Annotated in this window: 15 protein-coding genes; 7 read left to right on the top strand and 8 right to left on the bottom strand. The window is 72.4% G+C overall.

Annotated features, from left to right (window positions below; translation table 11 throughout):
* Positions 1 to 122 precede the first annotated feature (122 nt).
* Positions 123 to 1,691: an alkyl hydroperoxide reductase subunit F gene (gene ahpF / locus CKO43_RS04900; RefSeq protein WP_200377998.1), complete on the top strand. Its 1,569-nt coding sequence runs from the start codon at positions 123 to 125 to the stop codon at positions 1,689 to 1,691.
* Positions 1,692 to 1,764: 73 nt separating this feature from the next.
* On the top strand, positions 1,765 to 2,802 hold the full coding sequence (locus tag CKO43_RS04895) for a YihY/virulence factor BrkB family protein (protein ID WP_200377997.1): 1,038 nt from the start codon (positions 1,765 to 1,767) through the stop codon (positions 2,800 to 2,802).
* Here CKO43_RS04895 and CKO43_RS04890 read toward each other — a convergent pair.
* Entirely contained in the window at positions 2,776 to 3,348 is a 573-nt protein-coding gene (locus CKO43_RS04890; protein WP_200377996.1) for a peroxiredoxin, read from the bottom strand. The two genes, CKO43_RS04895 and CKO43_RS04890, sit on opposite strands and share 27 nt — an antisense overlap.
* Before the next feature lie 101 nt (positions 3,349 to 3,449).
* Positions 3,450 to 6,239 (bottom strand): penicillin acylase family protein, encoded by a 2,790-nt coding sequence (locus tag CKO43_RS04885; protein WP_200377995.1) that lies wholly within the window; start codon positions 6,237 to 6,239, stop codon positions 3,450 to 3,452.
* Between the two features lie 206 nt (positions 6,240 to 6,445).
* Here CKO43_RS04885 and CKO43_RS04880 point away from each other — a divergent pair, with 206 nt between their 5' ends.
* Positions 6,446 to 6,835, top strand: a complete 390-nt coding sequence (locus CKO43_RS04880) for a hypothetical protein (RefSeq protein WP_200230373.1) — start codon at positions 6,446 to 6,448, stop codon at positions 6,833 to 6,835.
* 7 nt (positions 6,836 to 6,842) lie between these two features.
* Here the strand turns inward: CKO43_RS04880 and CKO43_RS04875 are convergent, their stop codons facing one another.
* From CKO43_RS04875 to CKO43_RS04860, 4 genes are read right to left on the bottom strand one after another with little or no spacing between them, the layout of a single operon-like run.
* Positions 6,843 to 7,286 carry a universal stress protein gene (locus CKO43_RS04875; RefSeq protein WP_200230372.1) on the bottom strand — a complete coding sequence of 148 codons (444 nt, stop codon included), beginning with the start codon at positions 7,284 to 7,286 and terminating at the stop codon, positions 6,843 to 6,845.
* Positions 7,287 to 7,308: 22 nt separating this feature from the next.
* Positions 7,309 to 8,862: a DHA2 family efflux MFS transporter permease subunit gene (locus CKO43_RS04870; protein WP_200377994.1), complete on the bottom strand. Its 1,554-nt coding sequence runs from the start codon at positions 8,860 to 8,862 to the stop codon at positions 7,309 to 7,311.
* Between the two features lie 7 nt (positions 8,863 to 8,869).
* On the bottom strand, positions 8,870 to 9,991 hold the full coding sequence (locus CKO43_RS04865) for an HlyD family secretion protein (protein WP_200230370.1): 1,122 nt from the start codon (positions 9,989 to 9,991) through the stop codon (positions 8,870 to 8,872).
* A 33-nt stretch (positions 9,992 to 10,024) separates the two neighbouring features.
* A complete protein-coding gene (locus CKO43_RS04860; RefSeq protein WP_242481054.1) occupies positions 10,025 to 11,485 on the bottom strand; it encodes an efflux transporter outer membrane subunit in 1,461 nt (486 codons plus the stop codon).
* 98 nt (positions 11,486 to 11,583) lie between these two features.
* Here CKO43_RS04860 and CKO43_RS04855 point away from each other — a divergent pair, with 98 nt between their 5' ends.
* The 3 genes from CKO43_RS04855 to CKO43_RS04845 all read left to right on the top strand — a co-directional run bounded on the left by CKO43_RS04855 (position 11,584) and on the right by CKO43_RS04845 (position 13,645).
* Positions 11,584 to 12,192 (top strand): TetR/AcrR family transcriptional regulator, encoded by a 609-nt coding sequence (locus CKO43_RS04855; RefSeq protein ID WP_200377993.1) that lies wholly within the window; start codon positions 11,584 to 11,586, stop codon positions 12,190 to 12,192.
* Between the two features lie 89 nt (positions 12,193 to 12,281).
* Positions 12,282 to 12,740 (top strand): hypothetical protein, encoded by a 459-nt coding sequence (locus CKO43_RS04850; protein WP_200377992.1) that lies wholly within the window; start codon positions 12,282 to 12,284, stop codon positions 12,738 to 12,740.
* Positions 12,740 to 13,645: a DUF2145 domain-containing protein gene (locus tag CKO43_RS04845; protein WP_200377991.1), complete on the top strand. Its 906-nt coding sequence runs from the start codon at positions 12,740 to 12,742 to the stop codon at positions 13,643 to 13,645. The genes CKO43_RS04850 and CKO43_RS04845 overlap by 1 nt, the downstream gene beginning before the upstream one ends.
* Before the next feature lie 18 nt (positions 13,646 to 13,663).
* Here the strand turns inward: CKO43_RS04845 and CKO43_RS04840 are convergent, their stop codons facing one another.
* Positions 13,664 to 17,332: a response regulator gene (locus CKO43_RS04840; protein ID WP_200377990.1), complete on the bottom strand. Its 3,669-nt coding sequence runs from the start codon at positions 17,330 to 17,332 to the stop codon at positions 13,664 to 13,666.
* A gap of 425 nt (positions 17,333 to 17,757) precedes the next feature.
* On the opposite strand from CKO43_RS04840, the gene CKO43_RS04835 reads away from it, so the two are divergent.
* A complete protein-coding gene (locus tag CKO43_RS04835; RefSeq protein WP_200230362.1) occupies positions 17,758 to 18,246 on the top strand; it encodes a hypothetical protein in 489 nt (162 codons plus the stop codon).
* Here CKO43_RS04835 and CKO43_RS04830 read toward each other — a convergent pair.
* Entirely contained in the window at positions 18,233 to 20,497 is a 2,265-nt protein-coding gene (locus CKO43_RS04830; protein ID WP_200377989.1) for a putative Ig domain-containing protein, read from the bottom strand. The two genes, CKO43_RS04835 and CKO43_RS04830, sit on opposite strands and share 14 nt — an antisense overlap.
* Positions 20,498 to 20,960: the final 463 nt, after the last annotated feature.

The following is a 20,960-nucleotide window of genomic DNA, read 5'->3' as shown; positions in this document are numbered from 1 at the left end:
CCCGGCCGGGCGTTCTGCCGCCAGGGCCCGCCCGGGCCCCTGTCGCCAGCCCCCTCGCGGGACGGGTGCTGACGACAGGGCAAGACCACCGCCCTCCCCGCATCGTCACCAGGAAGACCGCCATGCTCGACGCCAACCTCAAGACCCAGCTGAAGACCTATCTCGAGCGCCTGCAGCAGCCGATCGAACTCGTCGCCTCGCTCGACGAGCGCCCGGCCTCGACCGAGATGCGCGAACTGCTCGCGGACATCGCGCCGCTGTCGCCGCTGATCAGCGTGCGCTACGACGGCGCAGACGAGCGCCGGCCTTCGTTCTCGATCAGCCGCGCCGGCGCCGACATGGGCGTGCGCTTTGCCGCGATCCCGATGGGCCACGAGTTCACCTCGCTGGTGCTGGCGCTGCTGCAGGCTGGCGGCCACCCGCCCAAGATCGATGCCGACACGATCGCGCAGATCCAGGGCCTCGAAGGCGACTTCGTCTTCGAGACCTACATGTCCCTGACCTGCCACAACTGCCCCGACGTGGTGCAGGCGCTGAACCTGATGGCGGTGCTGAACCCGCGCGTGCGCCACGTCGCGGTCGACGGTGGCCTGTTCAAGGCCGAGGTCGACGCGCGCCAGATCATGGCCGTGCCCACCGTGTTCCTGAACGGCCAGCCCTTCGGCTCGGGCCGCATGGAGATTGCCGAGATCCTGGCCAAGGTCGACACCGGCGCCGCCGCGCGCGACGCCGCCAAGCTCGCCAAGAAGGAGCCCTACGAGGTGCTGATCGTCGGCGGCGGCCCGGCCGGCGCCGCGGCGGCGATCTACGCCGCGCGCAAGGGCATCCGCACCGGCATCGTTGCCGAGCGTTTCGGCGGCCAGACGCTGGACACGCTGGCGATCGAGAACTTCGTCTCGGTGATGGAGACCGAAGGGCCGAAGTTCGCCGCCGCGCTCGAAGCCCATGTGCGCGCCTACGACGTGGAGGTCAACGCCGGCCAGCAGGTCACGGCGGTCGAGCCGGCGCCGCAGCCGGGCGCCTACGCCACCGTCAAGCTCGCCAACGGCGCCGAGCTGAAGGGCCGCACGATCATCCTGGCCACCGGCGCGCGCTGGCGCAACGTCAACGTGCCCGGCGAGCAGGAGTACCGCACCAAGGGCGTGGCCTACTGCCCGCACTGCGACGGCCCGCTGTTCAAGGGCAAGAAGGTCGCCGTCATCGGCGGCGGCAACTCGGGCGTCGAAGCCGCTATCGACCTCGCCGGCGTCGTCGCGCACGTCACGCTGATCGAGTTCCTCGACCAGCTGAAGGCCGACGCGGTGCTGGTGAACAAGCTGAAGAGCCTGCCCAACGTCACGATCCACACCAACGCGCAGACGACCGAGATCACCGGCGACGGCCAGAAGGTCAACGGCCTGAGCTTCAAGGACCGCGTCAGCGGCGAGCAGCACCACGTCGAACTCGCCGGCGTCTTCGTGCAGATCGGCCTGGTGCCAAACACCGAGTTCCTGAAGGGCACGGTCGAACTGAGCCGTTTCGGCGAGATCGTCATCGACCCGAAGTGCGCCACCAGCGTGCCCGGCATCTTCGCCGCCGGCGACGTGACGACGGTGCCGTACAAGCAGATCATCATCGCCACCGGCGAAGGTGCGAAGGCGGCGTTGTCGGCCTTCGACCACCTGATCCGCACCCCGGCCGTCCAGGCCTGAGACCCCGTTCCCGCACCGCGGGAACATCACTTGCCATCGCGGCGCTGCCCGGCTCTGTGCCGGCGGCGCCGCCATGACCCACTCCGACTCCGACTCGAAACTCCCCGGCCCGCGCCCACGCGACTGGCTGGTGCTCGCGCGCCGCGCCTTCTACGCCTGGCTCGAGGACTACGCGCCCAGCATGGGCGCGGCGCTCGCCTACTACACCGTGTTCTCGCTCGGGCCGGTGATGCTGCTGGTGATCTCGATCGCCGGCCTGGTCTTCGGCGAGGAGGCGGCGCAGCGCGCGCTCTTCGGCGAACTGCAGCGCATGATGGGCCGCGATGCCGCCGAGGCCGTGCAGGGCGTGCTCGCCACCTTCCGCGGCGGCCGCGCCGGCACCGGCACCGTGGTCGGCCTGGTCGTGCTGCTGGTCGGCGCCACCACCGTCTTCGCCGAACTGCAGGACGCACTCGACCGCATCTGGCGCGCGCCGACACGCGGCCGGCCCTCCGGCCCCTGGGCGCTGCTGCGCGCGCGCTTTCTGTCCTTCGGCATGATCCTGGGCATCGCCTTCCTGCTGATGGTCTCGCTGGTGCTGAGCGCGGCGGTCTCGGCGCTCGGCGCCTGGTGGGGCGTGTGGTTCGGCGCCTGGGAAGTGCTGGCCCAGGGCATCAACCTGCTGCTGGGCTTCGTCATCACGACCTTCGTCTTCGCGCTGATCTACAAGCTGATGCCGCGGGTGAAGGTGCGCTGGCACGACGTCTGGCTGGGCGCGGCCTTCACCGCGCTGCTGTTCAGCCTGGGCCAGGTGCTGATCGGGCTGTACATCGGCAAGACCGGCGTCGCCTCGGGCTGGGGCGCGGCGGGCTCGATCGTCATCGTCTTCGTCTGGGTCTACTGGGCGGCGCAGGTCTTCCTGCTCGGCGCCGAGTTCACCTGGATCTACGCCAAGACCTGGGGTTCGATGCGCGGGCTGGCGACGCCGCCGGCCACCCCGAGCCCGACACGCCCGCAGGCGCCGGTGGCGGTGCCGGCCGAAACACGGGTCGATGCCCCCGGCGCCGCGCTGCCGCCCTTCGACGGCCGCGTCGGCGCCTCGGCTTCAGCGCTGGGGCGCGGCGGCGGTTGAAGCGCGCGGCGCCGCCAGGCGCTCGACGACCTTCAGCGTGTTCGCCACGTGCTGGTCGGGGTCCATGCTCTCGTAGACGTAGGCCACACGGCCGTCGCGGCCGATGACGTAGGACACACGTTTGGCCGTGCCGGGCAGGAAGGCGATCTTGGCGTCGTAGGCGCGGATGATGCGGGCGTCGGCGTCGGAGGCGACCGCGAACTTGTCGCGGCAGGCCTCGACCGAGAAGCGCTGCAGCGTTGGCAGGTCGTCGTTGGAGATGCCGACGACGGTGGCACCGAACTGCTGGAAACGCGGCGTTGCCTCGGCGAACTGGTGCGCCTCGACGGTGCAGCCCGAGGTGAAGGCCTTGGGGAAGAAGAACAGCACCACGGGCCCGCGCGCCAGCGCCTCGGCGAGCGCGAACTTGAAGGGCTTGCCGGCGAGCGCGGCGTCGGTGCTGAAGTCGGGCGCCTTGGCGCCGAGGTCCAGCGCGGCCAGCGCCGCCGGGGCGGCTGCTGCCAGCGTGGCGGCGACGGCAAACGAAAGAAAAGTGTGTCGGGTCATCGGGCGGCTCCAGCTGCAGCCGCAGTCTGCCAGCGACGGCGACACCGTGCCGGCGGCGGGGCTCCGCCCGCCGGCCTGAGATCGCGCTCGGGCCTTAGGCCTCAGCGCTGCGGCCGATACAGCGTGCGGCCGGTCGCCCCGCGCAGGATCTGCCCGGGCTCGACGCGGAAGGCATAGCTCTCGTTCGTCAGCCAGCGGCCGAGGAAGCTGGCATAGGCCGCGTCGCCGAGCACGCCGCTGACACCACCCGGCAGGATGGACCGCGCCGGGATGCCGCCCGGCCCGGGCGCACCGACGTAGCGCCGGTTCGGGCCCGACGAGAACATGAACGCGCCGTCGTCGGCGGCACGCGCGCCGTGGTTGGCGACGTCGACCGTGCCCAGGCCGCCGTCGACCGCGAGCCCGGGCAGCCCCGCGACCGACGGCGCGAAACCCGGCGTCGCGCCCGGGATGCTCTCGTCGGCGAAGACGCCGTTCAGGCTGATGCGGTGCAGCTTGCCCCAGCGCCAGTCGCCCTGGTTCGTCGAGCGCGCGAAGGCGCGCTCGAATGCCGGGCCGGCGAGCCGCTCGAGCGCGTCCTGCAGCGCCTTCAGCAGCACGTAGTCGCGGCGCTGGGCGGGCTGGGCCAGGCCGGTCCAGGCGAAGAAGTCGACGCCGGACAGGCCGATGCCGTCGTGTTCGACCAGGTGCCGCAGCGCCTTCATCGCCTCCTGGCTGCCCGGCTGCGGCAGGCCGAGCTGGGCCAGCGTGCGGTCCAGCCCGAGCGCGATCGCCTGGCCGCGCCAGACGGCGTGGATCGTCGCGGCGACGCTGGCGTCGATCTCGCGCCGTGTCGGCGCGCGCGGCTGGCCGTCGAAGTCGGCCGCGTCGTAACCGGTGTCGATCCCGGTCGGGGTGTCGAAACCCCAGCGGCGCAGGCGTTCGGCGGCTTCGGCGACGCGGCCGTCGACGGCCAGCGCCTGCAGCGCGGCCGGTGCTTCGGCGGCACGCGCGGCGTCGTAGGCACGCAGCAGCAGCGGCACGAAGACCTGGGCGTCGACGAGCACGGTGTCGGCCTGGATGCGGGCCATCTCGTGCCGCGCCACCGGCCCGGCGGCAATCGCGGCCTGCAGCCGCTGGGTGATGCGGCCGGCACGCGCGCCGAAGTCGAAACCCGGCGCCAGGTAGTAGAGGCCGCCGCCGGCGCGGCGCTGGTTCAGCGGGTCGTTGTCCAGCGTCAGCCCGGCCGGATCGTTGTTGGCGTTGACGAAGAAGCCGGCCGGCGGGTCCGTCGCCTGCGGCATCTCGGCAAAGGGCAGCGTCTCGTAGCCGCTGGCGTCGGTCGGCCCGGGCACGGCCTTCTTCAGCCATTCGTTGCCGCCCTGGCCGTTGCGCACCAGGTAGGGCGGCGCGCCGGCCACGGTGCCGGCCTGCAGGTCCTCGCGCAGCGGGATCTCGCCGCTGGTGAACCAGGCCATGCGGCCGTCGACGTCGCCGACGACGAAGTTCTGCGAGCCGACGTCGAAGTACTGCAGCGCGGCGTGCACGTCCTCCAGGCTGGCGGCGCGGTTGAGCAGGCGGTAGGCGTCGAGTTCACGTGTCGCGCCGGCGCCGACCCACTGGACGGTGATCGCGCTGCCAGCGGCCGTGTCCAGCTGCACCACCGGGCCGTGGCGCGGCACCAGCAGCACATAGGGCGGCACTTCGGCGCTCGGCGGCACGGGGTCGAGCGCGTCGCTGCGCGCGGGGTCGAGCGCGTTGACCTTGAAGCTGATCGGGATCGGCACGACGGCCTCGTTGCGGCCCTGGTAGACCGAGGCCAGGCCGCTGGCGGTCGCGGCCGGCACGATGCGCTCGGCGTAGGCGTCGGTGACGTCGTAGGCGGTGGTCGTCGAGCCCCAGGCGACGCGCCGGTTCTGGCCGAGCACGATCCAGGGCACGCCGGGGAAGCTGCTGCCGATCGCATCCAGCCCGTCGGCGCTTTTGAGGTGCTGGTCGTAGAGGTTGGAAGGCATGCCCAGCGACAGGTGCGGGTCGTTGGCCACCAGCGGCCGGCCGTCGGCCGTCAGGCGTGCACTCAGCGCCCACTCGTTGCTGCCGATCTGGTGCTGGCGGCGCGCGAGCACGCGTTCGAGCAGCGGCACGCGTTTCGTGCGCTCGAGCTGGCGCGCCAGCAGCGGCGCCAGCGTCGCCGGCAGCGCGGCCGGGCTCGCGGCCGCTGCGCTGCCGACCCAGGGCAGCGGCGCGCCGGCGTCGGGCAGCGTCGACGCCGGGTCGAAGGGTGCGGCGCGGTAGATGTCGCCGAAGAACAGCGCCTGCGCGAGCCGGTCGTCGCCAAGCGCGGCGCGATAGGCGAGCCAGGCGCTGCTGAGATCGGTGTCGAAGTCGAAGGACAGCTGGAACGAGACCAGCTTGGCGACGGCCAGGCTGTCCACCGGCGTCCAGGGCACGAAAGCGCTGAGCCGCAGCCGCGCGTAGTCGGCCGGCAGCGTGTGCGCGCCCACCCAGGCGTTGATGCCGGCGGCGTAGGCCTCGAGGCCGGCGCGCAGCTCGGGCGAAGCGGCCGCCAGCGACTGCTCGGCCGCGCGGCGCAGGCCCAGCGTGCGCAGCTGCACGTCCTGCGCCAGCGCCGAGGCGCCGACCAGTTCGGCCAGCGTGCCGCTGGCGGTGCGGCGCAGGGTGTCGGCCTGGAACAGCCGGTCCTCGGCATGCAGCCAGCCCTGCATGAAGAGTGCGTCGCGTTCGGTCAGCGCCTGCACGTGGGCGACGCCGTCGGCGTCGCGCACGACGCTGGCCGGGCCGCGCAGGCCGGTGACGAACACGGTGCCGGCGTCGGCGGCGCCGGCCGGCGCGACGGCAAGAAAGGCGGCGGCGGCAACGGGCAGGACCGCAACGAGCAGACGGTGGCGCATGGGGTCTCCTTGGACGGGGCGCTCCCGCGGCTGCCGCCGCCGGAGCGGGGCCAGCCTAGGCGGCCGTCGGCGCCAGGTCCATGAAGGCTCTCCCGCCCCCTATCCCCCGCGCCTCGGGGGCGGCGGACGCGTCTGCTTACGACCCGGCGCTCAAGACCGGGCGCCGCGGGACGGAGAGCCGGCATCCAGACCCACCGAGAGCCGCCATGGACCGATCGCACCCTGCCCCCGGCTCCGGCGCCCGCGCCGCGGCCAGCCGCTGCGACCACGTCGTCGCCTCGCATGCCGGCCGCCTGGTGCGTGCCTCGGGCTGGTACCGATTCGTCGGCGAACTCGCCGAGGCGGTGCACTTCCACCACCTGGCACGCGAAACCGTGCCCGGGCTGCCGCCGCCGGGGGTGGTGCACGCCCACGCCTTCTGCCTGGACTGCGGCGCCGCGCTCGACGCCGGCGCGGTGCGCGTGTCGACGCATGAAGCACTGCTGCAGGCCGCCGAAGCCGCCATCGGCACCGGCAGCGAGGAGCCCAAGGGCTCGAAGCTGAACCCCGCGCGCTACGTCGCCTGGGTCGCGCCGCAGCTGCGCAGCGGCAGCTGAGTCTGCGTCAGCGGTGCACCAGCACCGGGATGCGCGAGTGCGTCAGCACCTTCTGCGTCTCGCTGCCCAGCAGCAGCGCGGCGGCACCGCTGCGGCCGTGCGAGGCCATCACGATCAGGTCGCAACCCAGGCGCTCGGCGCAGCGGATGATGCCTTCCCAGGGTTTGTTCGTGATCGTCACGACGCTGTCGGCCTGCAGACCGGCCTCGTAGGCCAGCGCGTCGGCCTCGGCCAGGCTGTCGTGCGCCGCCGCGTCCAGCCGGTCCTGCGCTTCCTGCAGCGCGTGCGGGTTGATGACGACACCGGCACCGTCGAACGGCACCGGTGCCTCGTGCTCCGCGTGGAAGAAGGTGATGCGCGAGCCGAAGCGGCGCGCCCAGGCGATGGCGTGCACGACGGCACGGCGCGACAGCGCCGAACCATCGGTCGGCACGAGCAGGTGGCGGTACATGGGATCTCGTCGGGGTGGGGGTTCAGTGGCCGCCAGCGCCGGGCTCGACCGCATGCGCGGGCTTGGGCGCCAGCCAGATGATCGCGGCGGCGATCAGGAAGATGACGCCGATGCCGGTCATCACCTGGTTCGTCGACAGCATCACGCTCTGCGAGCTCAGCATCAGGTCGACGGCCTGATTCTGGGCGTCGGCCGTCATGCCGCCCTGCGTCAGCAGCGTGCGCACGCTGCCGTCGCGGTCGGCCAGGCCGACGAGTTCGGCGTGGTTGCGCGTCGTCTGGTCGCTCCAGATGGTGGTCACGAGCGAGGTCGCAAACGCGCCGGACAAGGTCCGCACGAAGTTCATCAGCCCGGCGGCCGAATCCATCTCGGAGGGCTCGACGCTGCCCAGCGCCATGCCGGTGGACGGGATGAAGAACAGCGGCATGCCCAGGCCCATCACCGCCAGCGGGATCGCGATGTCCCAGAACCCCATGTCGGTGGTCGCGACCGTGCGCCACAAGGTCGTCACCCCGAGCACCACGATGCCGGCGAAGACCAGCGGCCGCGGGTCGTGGCGGCTGGCCGCCTGGGCGACGAAGGGCGCGACGAAGAGCGCGGTGACGCCGGTCCAGGCCGTCGCCAGGCCGGCGTCGGTGGCGGTGTAGCCCATGTAGCTCTGCAGCCACAGCGGCGTCAGCACGTTGACGCCGAAGAACGCGGCGAAGGCGAAGCAGATCGTCAGCACACTGACCGTGAAGCCGCGGTGCCGGAACACGCGCAGGTCGACGATGGGGTGCGGGTCGTGCAACTCCCAGATCAGGAAGGCGGCGAAGCTGACCGCCGCGACGATGGCCAGCACGACGATCTGCGTCGACGCGAACCAGTCCAGGTTCTTGCCTTCGTCCAGCACCAGCTGCAGCGCGGCCACCCAGACGATCAGCAGCGCCAGGCCGACGAGGTCGATCGGGCTGCGCTGCGCGCCTTCCTGGTAGCGCTTGAGCATCTGCCAGGCACCCAGGCCGAAGCCGATCGCGATCGGGGCGTTGATCAGGAAGACCCAGGACCAGCTGTAGTCGTCGCACAGCCAGCCGCCGAGGATGGGCCCGACGACCGGCGCCACCAGCGTCGTCATCGACCAGATGCCGATCGCCGCAGCCACCTTCTCGCGCGGGAAGATGCGCATCAGGAGCGTCTGCGACAGCGGCATCAGCGGCCCGCCGCACAGCCCCTGGAAGATGCGCGCGACGACCAGCAGGCCGAGCGAGTTGGACAGGCCGCAGACGACCGAGAACACGCCGAACAGGATCATCGACGCCGCGAACACACGCACCGAGCCGAACCGTGCCGCCAGCCAGCCGGTGAGCGGCACCGTGATCGCCTCGCCGACGGCATAGGAGGTGATGACCCAGGTGCCCTGGCTGGACGCGGCACCGAGCGCGCCGGCGATGTTGGGCACGGCGACGTTGGCGATCGTCATGTTGAGCACGGCGATGAAGTTCGCCGACGCCAGCATCAGCGCCGCCAGCCAGAGCTGGCCGCCCTGAAGCGGCTGCAGCTCGCCGCCGGCGGCTACGGGAGACGGAGACGCGCTCATCGCCGCCTCACGGTGCCCGGGTGTCGATCTCGGCCGTCATCGACAGGCCCACGCGCAGCGGGTTGGCGGCGAGTTCGGCCGGGTCCAGCCGCACGCGCACCGGCAGGCGCTGCACCACCTTGATCCAGTTGCCGGTGGCGTTCTGCGCCGGGATCGCCGAGAACGCCGAGCCCGAGCCGCCGGAGAACCCTTCGACCACGCCGTGGTAGGTGATGCCGCTGCCGTACAGGTCGGCGTGCAGCACGACCGGCTGGCCGACACGCACCTTCTGCAGCTGGCGCTCCTTGAAATTGGCGTCGACGTAGATGCTGCCCACCGGCACCACCGCCATCAACGGCACGCCGGCCTGCACGCGCTGGCCGGTCTGCACCGTGCGCTTGGCGACGACGCCGTCCATCGGCGCGCGGATCACGGTGCGCTCGAAGTCGATGCGCGCCTGCTCGGCGCGGGCGCGCGCGGCCAGCACCTCGGGGTTGGTGTCGACGGTGCTGCGTGCGATCAGCGTCGCGTTGGCCTCCTGCGCGGCGACCGCGGCGGCGGTGTTGGCGCGCACCTGCGTCGCCGCGGCCATGGCAGCGTCGAGCGCGGCGCGCGCCGCGGCGTGGGCGTTCTGCGCCCGCGTCAGTTCGTCGCCCGAGACCGAGCCCGAGCCGACCAGCGCCTCGCGCCGCTTCAGGTCGATCGCTGCACGCTCGAAGTCGGCCTGGGCCGAGGCCAGCTGGGCCGCGGCACGCTTCTCGTCGGCGTGGCGTGCGGCGACCTGCTCGCCGAGCGCGCGGTCGTTGGCTTCGTAGCTGCGCACGCGCCGGATCGCACGCTCGAGTTCGGCTTCGGCATAGGCCAGCGCCAGGCGCATGTCGCTGGGGTCGATGACGACCAGCACGTCGCCTTTCTTCACCTGCAGGGTGTCGCTGGCCTTGACCTCGGCGACGGTGCCGCCGACGGCGGGCGTGATCTGCGCCACCTCGGCCGCGGTGTAGGCGTTGTCGGTGGAGACGAAGTGCGAGGCGTGCAGCACCCAGTAGGCGCCGGCGGCGACACCGGCGGCGGCAACGGCCAGCGCGAGCGCGCCCAGGCGCTGGTTGCGACGGCGCTTGATCTGGGCGTCGGCGGTCTGTTCTTGGTCCATGGTCGGAATTCCTGTGCTCGTTCGGATGTCGGGTCAGCGCGTCGCGACGTGGTAGCCGCCGCCGAGTGCGCGCTGCAGCGCGACGTCCAGCGACAGCGAGCCGGCGCGCAGGTCGGTCAGCGTGTTCAGGCTGGACAGCAGCACGTCCTCGGCCGACAGCACCTCGAGGTAGCTGGCGAGGCCGCCGTCGTAGCGTTCGCGCGCGACGCGGTGGGCCTCGGTCGCGGCCTGCAGCGCCTCTTCGGCCTTGGCCAGGCGCGGGCCCAGCGCCTTCAGGCTGACGGCGGCGTCGGCCACTTCCTGCAGCGCGTGCGCGACCGTCTGGTCGTAGCGCGCCACGCTTTCGGCGTAAGCCGCCTGGGCACCGCGCAGCTGGCCGCGCAGGCGCCCGCCGGTGAAGATCGGCAGCGACAGCGCCGGGCCGACCGAGCCCATCGTCGAGCCGCTGCGCGTCAGGTTGTCCACGCCCAGCGACTGCAGGCCGATCATCGCGCTCAGGTTGACGTTGGGATAGAAGGCCGCCTCGGCGGCGTCGATGCGTCTGGCCTGGGCCTGGGCCTGCAGCCGTGCGGCGACGACGTCGGGACGGCGGCCCAGCAGCTCGGCGCCGATCTCGGCCGGCAGGCCGAAGCCGCGGTCCAGGCGCAGCGTCGGCGCGCTGATCGCCAGCCCGCGGTCCGGGCCGGCGCCGAGCAGCGCCGCCAGGCGGTTGCGCTGCAGCGCGATGCGTTCGTCGACCGCGAGCAGCACGCCTTCGGCGGCGGCGCGGCCGGCGTCGGCCTGGCGCAGGTTGCCGCGTGTCTCCAGCCCGTTGTGATGGCGCTCGGCGACGAGCTCGGCGCTGCGGGCGCGGATCTCGACCGAACGCGCCGCGGTGTCGCGGTTGGCCTGCAGCCGGCCGAGTTCGGCGTACTGGGCCGAGACCGCGGCGGCCAGCAGCAGCCGGGCCTGGGCGAATTCGGCGCCTGCGGCTTCGAGTTCGGAGGTCGCGGCGGCAAGCGTGGCGCGGTTGGCGCCCCAGAAGTCCAGCTCCCAGCGCAGCTCCAGCGTCGCCTGGCCGACGTCGTTCCAGCCGTCGGGCAGCATGTTCGCCGGCGTCAGGTAGTTGCTGCTGAAGCGGCTTTGCGTCGCGCTCGCCCCGGCGCCGAGCTGGGGCAGCAGCGCCGCACCGGCCACCTGCGTGTAGGACGCGGCGCGCTGCAGCCGGGCGGCGGCGGCGGCCATGTCGGGCGCGCCGGCCAGCGCCTCGTCGACGAGCGTGTCGAGCTGGCGGTCGCCGTAGGCCTGCCACCAGCGGTTCTCGGGCCAGGCCGCGGCGGGGGCACGCAAGGACTCGGCCGTGGCGTAGGCGCTGCCCGGCTTCGGGTCGGGCATGGGCACCGGGTCCGGCAGCTGGGCGCAGCCGGCGAGCATGGCCGCCGCCGCCAGACCCAAGCAGGCCAGACGCGGCCGCCGGCCGGGCTGCGGCGGCGGCGCGGAAAGAGCGTGGAGCATCGTGGTTCTTAACTAAACTGGTCGGTACAGTTTAGCTATCGCCGAGTGCCGCCGCAAGCTAAACTGAACCAACTAGTTCACTTGACTTCAAAGCCCGGATGCGTACCAAAAGCGAGGCCCGCCGCCAGGCCATTCTCGACAGTGCGACCGTCGTGTTCCGCGAAACCGGTTTCGAGCGCACCTCGATGGCCCAGATCTGCGAACACATGGGCTGCTCCAAGGCCACGCTCTACAGCTACTTCGAGTCGAAGGAGGCGCTGTTCGTCGAGGTCGTGCTGCAGTCCACGCTGGGCGAGTTCGACGCGCTGATGGCTTCGATGGACCTGCAGCAGCAGGACTTCGGCGCCGCGCTCGAAGGATTCGGCCGCGGGCTGCTGAACCTGCTGTACTCGCCGCACGTGCAGGCGGTACGCCGGCTGGTGGTGGCCGACGTCGGCCGTGCCGAACTCGGCCGCCGGCTGTACGAGGCCGGGCCGGCACGCGGCGAAGCCGTGGTCGCGGAGTTCCTGCGCGACGCGATGGAGCGCGGCACCCTGCGCCGCGCCGACCCGCGCGTCGCCACCCGCCACCTGACCGGGCTGCTGGAAGCCGAGTGGATAGACCGCTTCCTGTTCCACGTCATCGAGGAGCTGGACCCGGCGAGCCTGAACGAGACCGTGCGCCGTGCGGTCGAGGTCTTCCTGCGCGCCTACGCGCCGGAGCCATGACGCCCAGCACCGATACTTGCACCCGTCGACGCCTGCGCCGCCGAGCCACCGGCGCAGCGCGTGCCCAGCCGCCCGCCCAAAGGAACCCGATGCCCGCTCCGTCTCCCCTGCTCGCCCTCTGCGCCGCACTGCTGCTGGCCGCCGCCCTGCCCGCCCGCGCCGAGAGCTTCGCCTCCTCCGCATCGAGCGCGGGTTCGGCCTCGTCGGGCAGCGTGTCCGACTCGATCGAAGACTCGAGCGACAGCTCCAGCCGCGACAAGGAAGTGGCCGACGGCGACTACCGCGTGGTCGAGCTCGCCGACGCCGCCGGCCGCCCGGACACGCTGCGCCTGCGGCTGCGCGCCGACGCCCCCGCCGCCGCCGAGTTCGTGCTCTACGTGCCCCGGCAGGCGCTGGCCGAGCGCGCGCTCGCCGTCGGCGACCTCGTGCAGACGCGCCAGCGCATCTACGGCTACGAGTTCAGGCGCGCCGACACGCGCCAGCCCTTCTTCCTGGCGTTGCGCCCGGACTGGCAGCACGAGCTGGACTCGCGCGTCGTCGCGCTCTGATGCCGGCGGCGCGACAGCGCCTCGCGGCCGCGCTGCTGCTCGCCGGCGCCTGCGCCGGCGCACACGCCGGGCTGCCCGGCCTGTGCGAACAACCCGCCAGCGTCAGCCCTGCCGAGCAGGACCGGGCGCTGCGCCTGGCCGGCCTGATCCGCCAGGAGCTGGCGCGCAGCGGCGACGAGGTCGCGCTGATCGCACGTTCGGGCACCGAACTCGGCCGCTTCGGCATCCGCTACTCGCACGCCGGCATCGCGCTCGCCCACAACCCCGCCGGCCCGTGGTCGGTGCGCCAGCTCTACTACGCCTGCGACGAGGCCGGGCCGCGGCTCTTCGACCAGGGCCTCGCCGGCTTCCTGCTCGGATCGGCCGAACCCGGGCGCGGCTACGTCTGGCTGCTGCTGCTGCCCGCCGCCGAAGCGCGCGCGCTGCAGGCCAGCGCCCTGGACAAGCCGACGGCGCTGCGGCTGCTGGCCGCCGACTACAGCGCCAACGCCTACGCCTGGAGCACACGCTTTCAGAACTGCAACCAGTGGGTCGCCGAGCTGCTGGCCGCCGCCTGGCAGCAGCCGGGCCTGCCGGCGCCGACACGCGAACAGGCGCAGCGCTGGCTGCACGAGCAGGCCTATGCGCCGGCGGCGATCGCGCTGGACTCGCACGCCCTCGTCTTCGCCGCCCACTTCGTGCCGCTGATCCACGTGCAGGACCATCCGCTGGCCGACCTGCAGGCGCTGACGATGCAGGTCAGCATGCCGAGCTCGATCGAGGCCTTCGTGCGCGAGCGTGCGCCGCAGGTGCGGCGGCTCGAGATCTGCCACGACGGCACGCGTGTCCTCGTGCGCCGCGGCTGGCGCGAGATCGCCGCCGGCTGCCGGCCCGAACCCGGCGACGAGCTGATCACGCTGGAGTGAGACCCGGCGGCAGCGCCCTCAGTGCGCGGCCATGCCCAGCGGCCGCTCCAGCCAGCGCAGCAGGGTCGAGAACAGCTGCTCGGGCTCGATCGGCTTGGCGAGATAGTCGTCCATGCCGGCATCCAGGCAGGCCTGGGCGTCGCCGTCGAAGGCGTTGGCCGTCATCGCGATGATCGGCAGCGCCGGGCCGAGCGCGGCGCGGATGCGGCGCGCGGCCTCCAGCCCGTCGAGCCCCGGCATCTGCACGTCCATCAGCACCAGCGCGTAGGGGTGCTGGCGCACCATCGCGACCGCGCGGCGGCCGTCGCCGCAGGTGTCGACCTCGATGCCGGCTTCGTTCAGCAGCGCGATCGCGACCTCCTGATTGATCGGGTTGTCTTCGGCCAGCAGCACGCGGCGCCCGGCGTGCGCCGCCCGCAGCCGGGCTTCCGCGCTCGCGTCGGCGCCCGGCTCGCGCCCGCGGCCTTCGGCAGCACCCACGCATTCGAGCAGCGCCGTCAGCAGCGCCGACGGCGTCACCGGCTTGAGCAGCACCGCGTCGACGCCGGCCTGCTGCGCCGCCTGCCGCAGCGCCGCGTCTTCGCGCGCCGCCAGCAGCAGCACCCGCGGACGCGGCGCGCCGGGCCGGCTCGCGGCCGCCAGCAGCACCTGCAGCTCGTCGCCGTCGGCCAGCGGCCAGTCGAGCAGCAGCAGCTCGAAACCCGAGCCGGCCGCCGCCTGCCGGGCGACGCGTTCCTGTGCGTCGCCGAGGCTGGCGGCGGTCTCGACGGCCAGGCCCCAGCGGCGCAGGCAGGCGGCCACCGGCTCGCGCGCAGCGGCCAGGTCGTCGGCCAGCAGCACGCTCAGGCCACGCAGCGGCGCGGCGGCGTCGGCACCGTCGCCGGGCTCGTGCGCGGCCGGCTGCAGCAGCACCGTGAACCAGAAGGTGCTGCCGGCACCGGGGCTGCTGCGCACGCCGGCCGCACCGCCCATCAGCTCGGCGAAGTGGCGCGTCAGGCGCAAGCCCAGCCCGGTGCCGCCGTGCAGGCGCGTGGTCGAGCCGTCGCCCTGCTCGAAGGCCTCGAACAGCCGCGCCTGGACCTCGGGCGTGATGCCGGGGCCGCTGTCCTGCACCTCGAAGCGCAGCAGGAAGCTGTCGCCGAGCTGCTGCTCGCGCCGCCCGCGCAGCAGCACCCAGCCCTGGCGGGTGAACTTGACGGCATTGCCCAGCAGGTTGATCAGCATCTGCGACAGCCGCGTCGCGTCGCCGACGAGCCGCCGCGGCAGGCTTTCGATGTCGACGACCAGCTCCAGCCCCTTCTCGTCGGCCTTGGCGCGCACCAGCTCCAGCGAGTGCTGCAGGAGTTCGTCGAGCACGAACTCGCGCCGCTCCAGCGCCATGCGTCCGGCTTCGATCTTGGACAGGTCGAGCACGCTGTTGATGATCTCCAGCAGGTGCCGTGCCGCGCCGTCGACCTTCTCCAGGCGCTCGCGCTGCAGCCGGTCCTGCGCCTCGCGCAGCAGCAGGTGCACCAGCCCCAGGATCGCGTTCATCGGCGTGCGGATCTCGTGGCTCATGTTGGCCAGGAAGACACTCTTGGCGCGGCTCGCGGCCTCGGCCCGGGCACGCGCGTCGTGCAGCTCGGTGACGTCGAACAGCCAGGCCAGCACGGCCGGCTGGCCGTCGTAGTCGATGGCCATGTAGGAGCCCAGCGCCCAGACCGGCGCCGCCTCGGGCCGGTCGGGCAGATGCAGTTGCACCAGGCGGTTGAGCACGATCTCGCCGCGCTGCAGCGCCTGCCGGATCTCGGCGAAGACCGCCGGGTCAACATAGGCGGCAGCGATGTCCATCCCCAGCGCCTCGGTCTCGCTGCGCTGCACCAGCTCGCAGAAGGCGCGGTTCATGAACAGCACGCGGTTGTCGCTCAGGCGCGCGACACGCACCGCCATCGGCGCGGCCGCGAGCACGCGGCGCAGGTTCTGCTGCTGCAGGCGCAGGTGGCTGTAGTCGGTCAGCACCGAACGGCTGGCGACGAAACGCCCGGCGTCGTCGCGGATCGCCGTCGTCGAGACCAGCACCGGCAGCAGGGTGCCGTCGCTGCGCACGAACTCCAGCTCGAGTTCGGCCGGCGCGCCCCCGGCCAGCAGCGGCGGCATGCTGCGTTCGAAGGCCTCCAGCGAGGCCGGCGTCAGGAAGTCGGTGATGCGCTTGCGGCCGACGACCTCGTCGCGCTGGTAGCCGAGCCAGCTCAGCTCGGTGTCGTTGATGCGCAGCAGCGTGCCGTCGGCGGCCATCGAGTGGTAGCCGCAGGGCGCGCGGTTGTAGAGGTCGTCGAGGTCGTCGGCCTGGCGCCGGATCTCCGACTCGGCACGCTTGAGCGAGGTGATGTCGGTGCTCAGCTCGAAGACGCCGGCGACGGCATCCTCCACCCGGTCGGGGGTCAGGCTCACCAGCAGCACCAGTTCGCTGCCGTCGGCCTGCTCCAGGCGGCGCTCGAAACGCTGCGCGCTGCCGGCAAGCGCTTCGCGGTAGTAGGCCTGCTCCTGCTGCCAGATGGACGCGCCCAGCACCTCCGGCGGCCGCGCCCCGATGGCGCTGTCGCCCGCGCCCACCGCCGCCGCCTGGAAGGCCCGGTTCGCGAACCGGCAGGCAGGCTCGGCGTCCCAGTAGGCGATGCGGCCGGGCACGGTGTCGGTCAGGCCGCGCAGGAAACGTTCGCTTTCAGCCAGGCGGCGCGTGCGCTGCTCGATGCCCTGCTGCAGCAGCAGCCGCTGGCGGTCGACGCGGCGCGCGCTCCAGAACAGCAGCATCACGATCGGCAGGCAGATCAGCCCGAGCAAGGCGGCGGTGCGGCGCCAGGAGGTGCCGATGTCGGAGGTCGAGGCGCCGACCGTCATCCAGAACGGTGCCCGGTCGAAGCGCTGGTAGGTGTAGAGCCGCTCGATGCCGTCGACCGGGGCCACCGCGGTGTAGACGTAGTGGTCCTGGCCGGGCTGCGCCTGCATCAGTTCGCGGATGGTGGCGGAGACGTTGCGGTTGCCGATGGCCGAGGCCGAGCCGGCAAGCACCGGCGCGCGCGCGATCTGGGTGAAGTCGGCAGCGCGCAGGTTGACGATGCCCGAGGGGCCGAGGTCGACGCGCGAGAAGCCGTCGGCGATCGCGGCCACCGGCAGCACCGCGTAGACCACGCCCAGGAAGGCGCCGTTGCCGTCCTCGACGCGCCGGGCCAGCACCAGCGACCACTCGCCGCCCAGCATCGCCTGCAGCGGCCCTTCGAACATCAGCTGCTTCTCGCCGCCGCGCGCGCGCTGGAAGTAGGCCCGCGTCGCCGCGTTCGGGCGCTGCCTGGACTGGCGGTCGAAGCCGGTGTTGAAGAAGTTGATGCCGTCGCGGTCGATGATGCCGACGCGCTTGACCAGCGGGTAGTTGGGCACCTCCTGCCGCACCTGCTCGGTCAGGCGCTCGATGTCGCGCGGCCCGGCCGCCGCCGCATAACGCAGGCCCACCGAGGCCAGCAGCGCGTTCGTCTGGTCGAAGGAGTTCTGGACGTGGACCGCGAGCAGGCGCGCCGAGTTGCGGATCGAGGCCTCGGCCAGGCCGTAGCTCTCGCGTCGCTGGCTCCACACGAGGTGGCTGCAGATCAGCACCAGCACCAGGGATGCCAGCGCCGCCGCGCCGTAACTCGTGAACCAGCGTCTGGGAGACATGCGCCACCTTTCTGCTCGATGCGTCGCCGTCGAACGCGGCGGCAGGAACGGCGCCGGCGGCCCGATATCGGCGGGCAGGCCTGTGGGAGGCCGCCAGCGCGGAGTGATGCGACCCGCGAACTCTACTGCGCGGCCGGGCGCCGGTACGAGACGCCGATCGGAGCCGCAAAGCCGCCGTCCCGCACGAGATCTTCAGCGCCTCGGCCTGGTCGCCGGCGCAGGTGCCCAAGTCCTTGGACGCCTGCGCCCCTAAGTCCGCCACGATCTGCGCGTTCAGCCGGCTTTGCTGCTGCAGCTTCTGCCCGTCCCAGCCTTGCGCCAGCTTGCCGGTCGTGGCGTCGTTCGTCGCACCTCGGTCCAGGCCTTCCAGCACCGCTCGGCTGGCTTCGTCTGCCGCGCTCAGCACCGTCTGCCCCGCGCTGATCGTGCTGCGCGTCGTGCTGCGCTCGTCGCCGCTGTCCTTGAACGCCCCGGCCATGCCCCCGCTCGTGCCAGCGCTCACCGTCACCGCGCTGGCGCTGAACTGGCTGCGGTTGGCGATGTCGCTGCCCGCCCTCCAGCGTGTGCGCCGCGGCGTCGAGCAGCACTTCGTGCCCCGCCTTCAGCGTCGTGCCCAGGTCGGTCGTCAGCTGCGAGATCTGCTCGCGCACCAGGCGCTGCTCGTAGAAGCCGTCGCCCAGGCGCTTCTGCGTCGTCGCCGGGTCCAGGGCCAGCGCCTCGAGCAGGTAGTCGCTGGACAGCCAGTTGCAGTAGTCGGCGAAACGCGGGTCGGTCTCGACCCGGTAGCGCGAGCCGGGCTCGGCCTGCGTGCTGAACAGGCTGCTTTAGCGGCACCGGGGCCGCGCCCCGCCTGCCGGTCCGAACGACCGCGGCAGGCGGGTGGGGACGCAGCCCCGCGCTTCAGCGCACGGTGAGCGTCACCGTCGCCGAGCCCGTCAGGCCCCCGGGGTCGCTGGCCGAGACGGTGAAGACGTAGACGCCGGCCACCGGCTTGCTCCAGCTCAGCTTGCCCTTGCGGGCGTCGATCGCGACCCCGGCCGGTGCGCCCGAGACCGCGTAGCGCAGCGAGTCGCCGTTCTGGTCACGGGCCGACACCTTGAACGACCACTTCTTGCCCGCCGTGGCGAGCGGCGCGGCAGAGTCCACCACCGGTGCCACCGGCGGCGCCACGACCTTCAGGCTCATCTTCTTCGTCGCCGACGCCCCGTAGGCGTCGCTCGCCTTGACGACGACGCTGAACTTGCCGACGGTCGGGCTCGGCCAGGTGACGACGCCGGCAGACGAGATGCTCATCCCGGCAGGCGCCTGGGTCAGCGTGTAGCTCAGCGTGTCGCCATCCGCGTCGCTGCCGCCGACCGTGATCTGGAACGACTGCCCCGCCACCGCCGACCACGACCCGCCCGGCAACGACGGCGCCCGGTTCGCCGGGCCGATCGTGAACACCACCGTCCCGCTGCTCGATTTGCCCTTGCTGTCGACCGCCTTCAGCGCCAGCGAATAGCTGCCGGCCTTCGGCTTGGGCCAGCTGAAGGTCCTGCTGCTCGTGTCGTAGCTCATGCCCTTGGGCATGCCGCTGCCGACCGTGAGCGTGATGCTGTCGCCGTCCGGGTCGGACACCGGCACCTTGAACGACAGGGCCGACTTGGCACGTCCCGGGACCGCCAGGTTGCCGAAGACCGGGGCGCGGTTCGGCGGCGTGTGGTCGACCGGCGCGATCTGCTCGATCAGCACGTCGACGTTGGGCGTGCCGATGCCGGTGGGGAAGTCGTAGCCGACCCCGGCCGTGCACCCCGCGCAGTCGCCGTTGGCGCCCGAGGTGATGTCGCTGAACGCGCGGCTGCCCATCAGCGGGTAGAAGCTCAGGTGCGCCTGCCAGACCGTGCTCAGCCCGCGCTGGCGGCGCTGGGCGTTGGCCACCGCCAGGATGCCCGCCCACTGCGGCGCGCCGGCGCTGGTGCCGCCCAACGACATCCACTCGCCGTCGTGATAGACGAAATGCCCGGTGTAGGGGTCGGCGTTGTACGAGACGTCGGCGGTGCCGCGAGTGCTCAGCGGCGTGCCCTGGGCTTTCAGCGCGATCTGGTAGGCGGGCCGCGAGAAGTAGGTGCTGGCGGCGCCGCCGCTCTTGGACCAGACGTTCTCCTGGCGCGGGTTGACGCCGTCGTAGCTCAGGGTCGTACCGCCGACGGCCAGCACCTCGGGGCTCGCCGCCGGCCACATGCTCTGTGTCCCCCAGTCGCCGGTGGCGGCGACGTAGATCATGTCGCCGCCGCCGAAGGTCGAGCGGTAGGACGGGCCCCAGCTGCCCTCGTCGGTGCCCCAGCTCATGCTGACCACGCCGGAGCCCATGCGGTTGGCCAGCGTGATGGCCTGCATCATGTCGCCGATGTTGACGCTCGGCACCTGGATCAGCACCAGACGGGCCTTGGGCGCCATCGCATGCGCCCACTGCAGGTCCAGTGCGGTCTCCACGCCCCAGTCGCCCCAGTCGCGGTCGGCTGGCGGCGCCTGATCGGTCAGCTGACCGGTGGCGTCGACGTTGGCCACCAGCAGCGAACACCCGGAGGCCGTCGACGCCGTGCTCAAGGGCAGCCAGGTGCTCGACGCGACGCTGGAGCCGCTGCAGCCGGGCAGGCCGAAGCGGCTGGAGAAGGTGTTCAGGTCGGCCAGCGCCGTCGGGTGATTGCCGGCGACGATGACATAGATGGTCTGCCCGGCACCCTGCGCCGCCGCATCGGCCGTTTCCAGGCTCGGCAGGCGGTAGGCCTGGCGGATCTCGTCGGGGCGGTAGACGGTGGCCACCGTGGTGTCCATCGCGCGCACGCCGCCCGCTGCAGACGCGGCCCGGGCCTCGGCGCGGCGGGCCTGGAACTGGTCGGGCCTCAGCCGCGTCGTGTCGATGCGAGCATCGATCCCGTCGACGACGACATGGAACGGCCCTGCCGCCGCCATCGCGCTGGCCTGGCCCGCGCTCGAAGCGATGCGCGGCGGCTCGGGCAGCAGCACCGGCAAGGTGTGGAACAGCGGCCGCACCTGCGCCGTGGCCGGCGCCGCATCCGGTTGCGCCCCGCTGGCTGCGGCAGCCGTGGCCTGGGCACCGTCGGCACCCGGTTCGTCACCACCGCCGCAAGCGCCGAGGCCGGCGGCCGTGATGGCGGCGAGCACGGCGAGCAGGCTGCGTTGGCCTGCACGATCGCGTCCATTGAGTCCTCCCACAAGAGCCCTTTCCGAATGAGTTGAGGTTCGGTCGCATTGTTTCCGGGTGTAAACGCAGGCCGGCGGTTCGTCACCGAGTCCCGAACGTGAAAGGGTTCTCAGGTCAGGGGCGGTGCAGCCAGTGAATTGCCGGACGTCAAACTTCCGCCACATCGGCTGTTGGCGCCGCTGCGGATGCCGCCTACGGCAGCGCCCGGGAAAGCTTGAGTCGAGCCATCGCCTGCAAAGAGGACGAGGCGGCGGCGGTGCCCATTCGGGTGGTCAGGCGAATTCCGCCGCGTTCGGGCGCACGACCGGGCCGTGCGCGTGACGCGCGTCCGCCCCGCGATCGGCAGCCGCACCGGCCATGGCGATATCGACCCGCCGATGGGCCTGCGCCGATAATGCGCCCGCTCCCCGACGACACTTCGAT

It is taken from the genome of Rubrivivax gelatinosus, from assembly GCF_016583785.1.
GTDB classification, from domain to species: Bacteria; Pseudomonadota; Gammaproteobacteria; order Burkholderiales; family Burkholderiaceae_C; genus Rubrivivax; species Rubrivivax gelatinosus_B.
This window is presented reverse-complemented; position numbering and strand designations above follow the sequence as displayed.

Coding starts and splice junctions, on each gene's coding strand:
- ahpF (WP_200377998.1), top strand. CDS start 123: ATGCTCGACGCCAACCTCAAGACCCAGCTGAAGACCTATCTCGAGCGC.
- CKO43_RS04895 (WP_200377997.1), top strand. CDS start 1,765: ATGACCCACTCCGACTCCGACTCGAAACTCCCCGGCCCGCGCCCACGC.
- CKO43_RS04890 (WP_200377996.1), bottom strand. CDS start 3,348: ATGACCCGACACACTTTTCTTTCGTTTGCCGTCGCCGCCACGCTGGCA.
- CKO43_RS04885 (WP_200377995.1), bottom strand. CDS start 6,239: ATGCGCCACCGTCTGCTCGTTGCGGTCCTGCCCGTTGCCGCCGCCGCC.
- CKO43_RS04880 (WP_200230373.1), top strand. CDS start 6,446: ATGGACCGATCGCACCCTGCCCCCGGCTCCGGCGCCCGCGCCGCGGCC.
- CKO43_RS04875 (WP_200230372.1), bottom strand. CDS start 7,286: ATGTACCGCCACCTGCTCGTGCCGACCGATGGTTCGGCGCTGTCGCGC.
- CKO43_RS04870 (WP_200377994.1), bottom strand. CDS start 8,862: ATGAGCGCGTCTCCGTCTCCCGTAGCCGCCGGCGGCGAGCTGCAGCCG.
- CKO43_RS04865 (WP_200230370.1), bottom strand. CDS start 9,991: ATGGACCAAGAACAGACCGCCGACGCCCAGATCAAGCGCCGTCGCAAC.
- CKO43_RS04860 (WP_242481054.1), bottom strand. CDS start 11,485: ATGCTCCACGCTCTTTCCGCGCCGCCGCCGCAGCCCGGCCGGCGGCCG.
- CKO43_RS04855 (WP_200377993.1), top strand. CDS start 11,584: ATGCGTACCAAAAGCGAGGCCCGCCGCCAGGCCATTCTCGACAGTGCG.
- CKO43_RS04850 (WP_200377992.1), top strand. CDS start 12,282: ATGCCCGCTCCGTCTCCCCTGCTCGCCCTCTGCGCCGCACTGCTGCTG.
- CKO43_RS04845 (WP_200377991.1), top strand. CDS start 12,740: ATGCCGGCGGCGCGACAGCGCCTCGCGGCCGCGCTGCTGCTCGCCGGC.
- CKO43_RS04840 (WP_200377990.1), bottom strand. CDS start 17,332: ATGTCTCCCAGACGCTGGTTCACGAGTTACGGCGCGGCGGCGCTGGCA.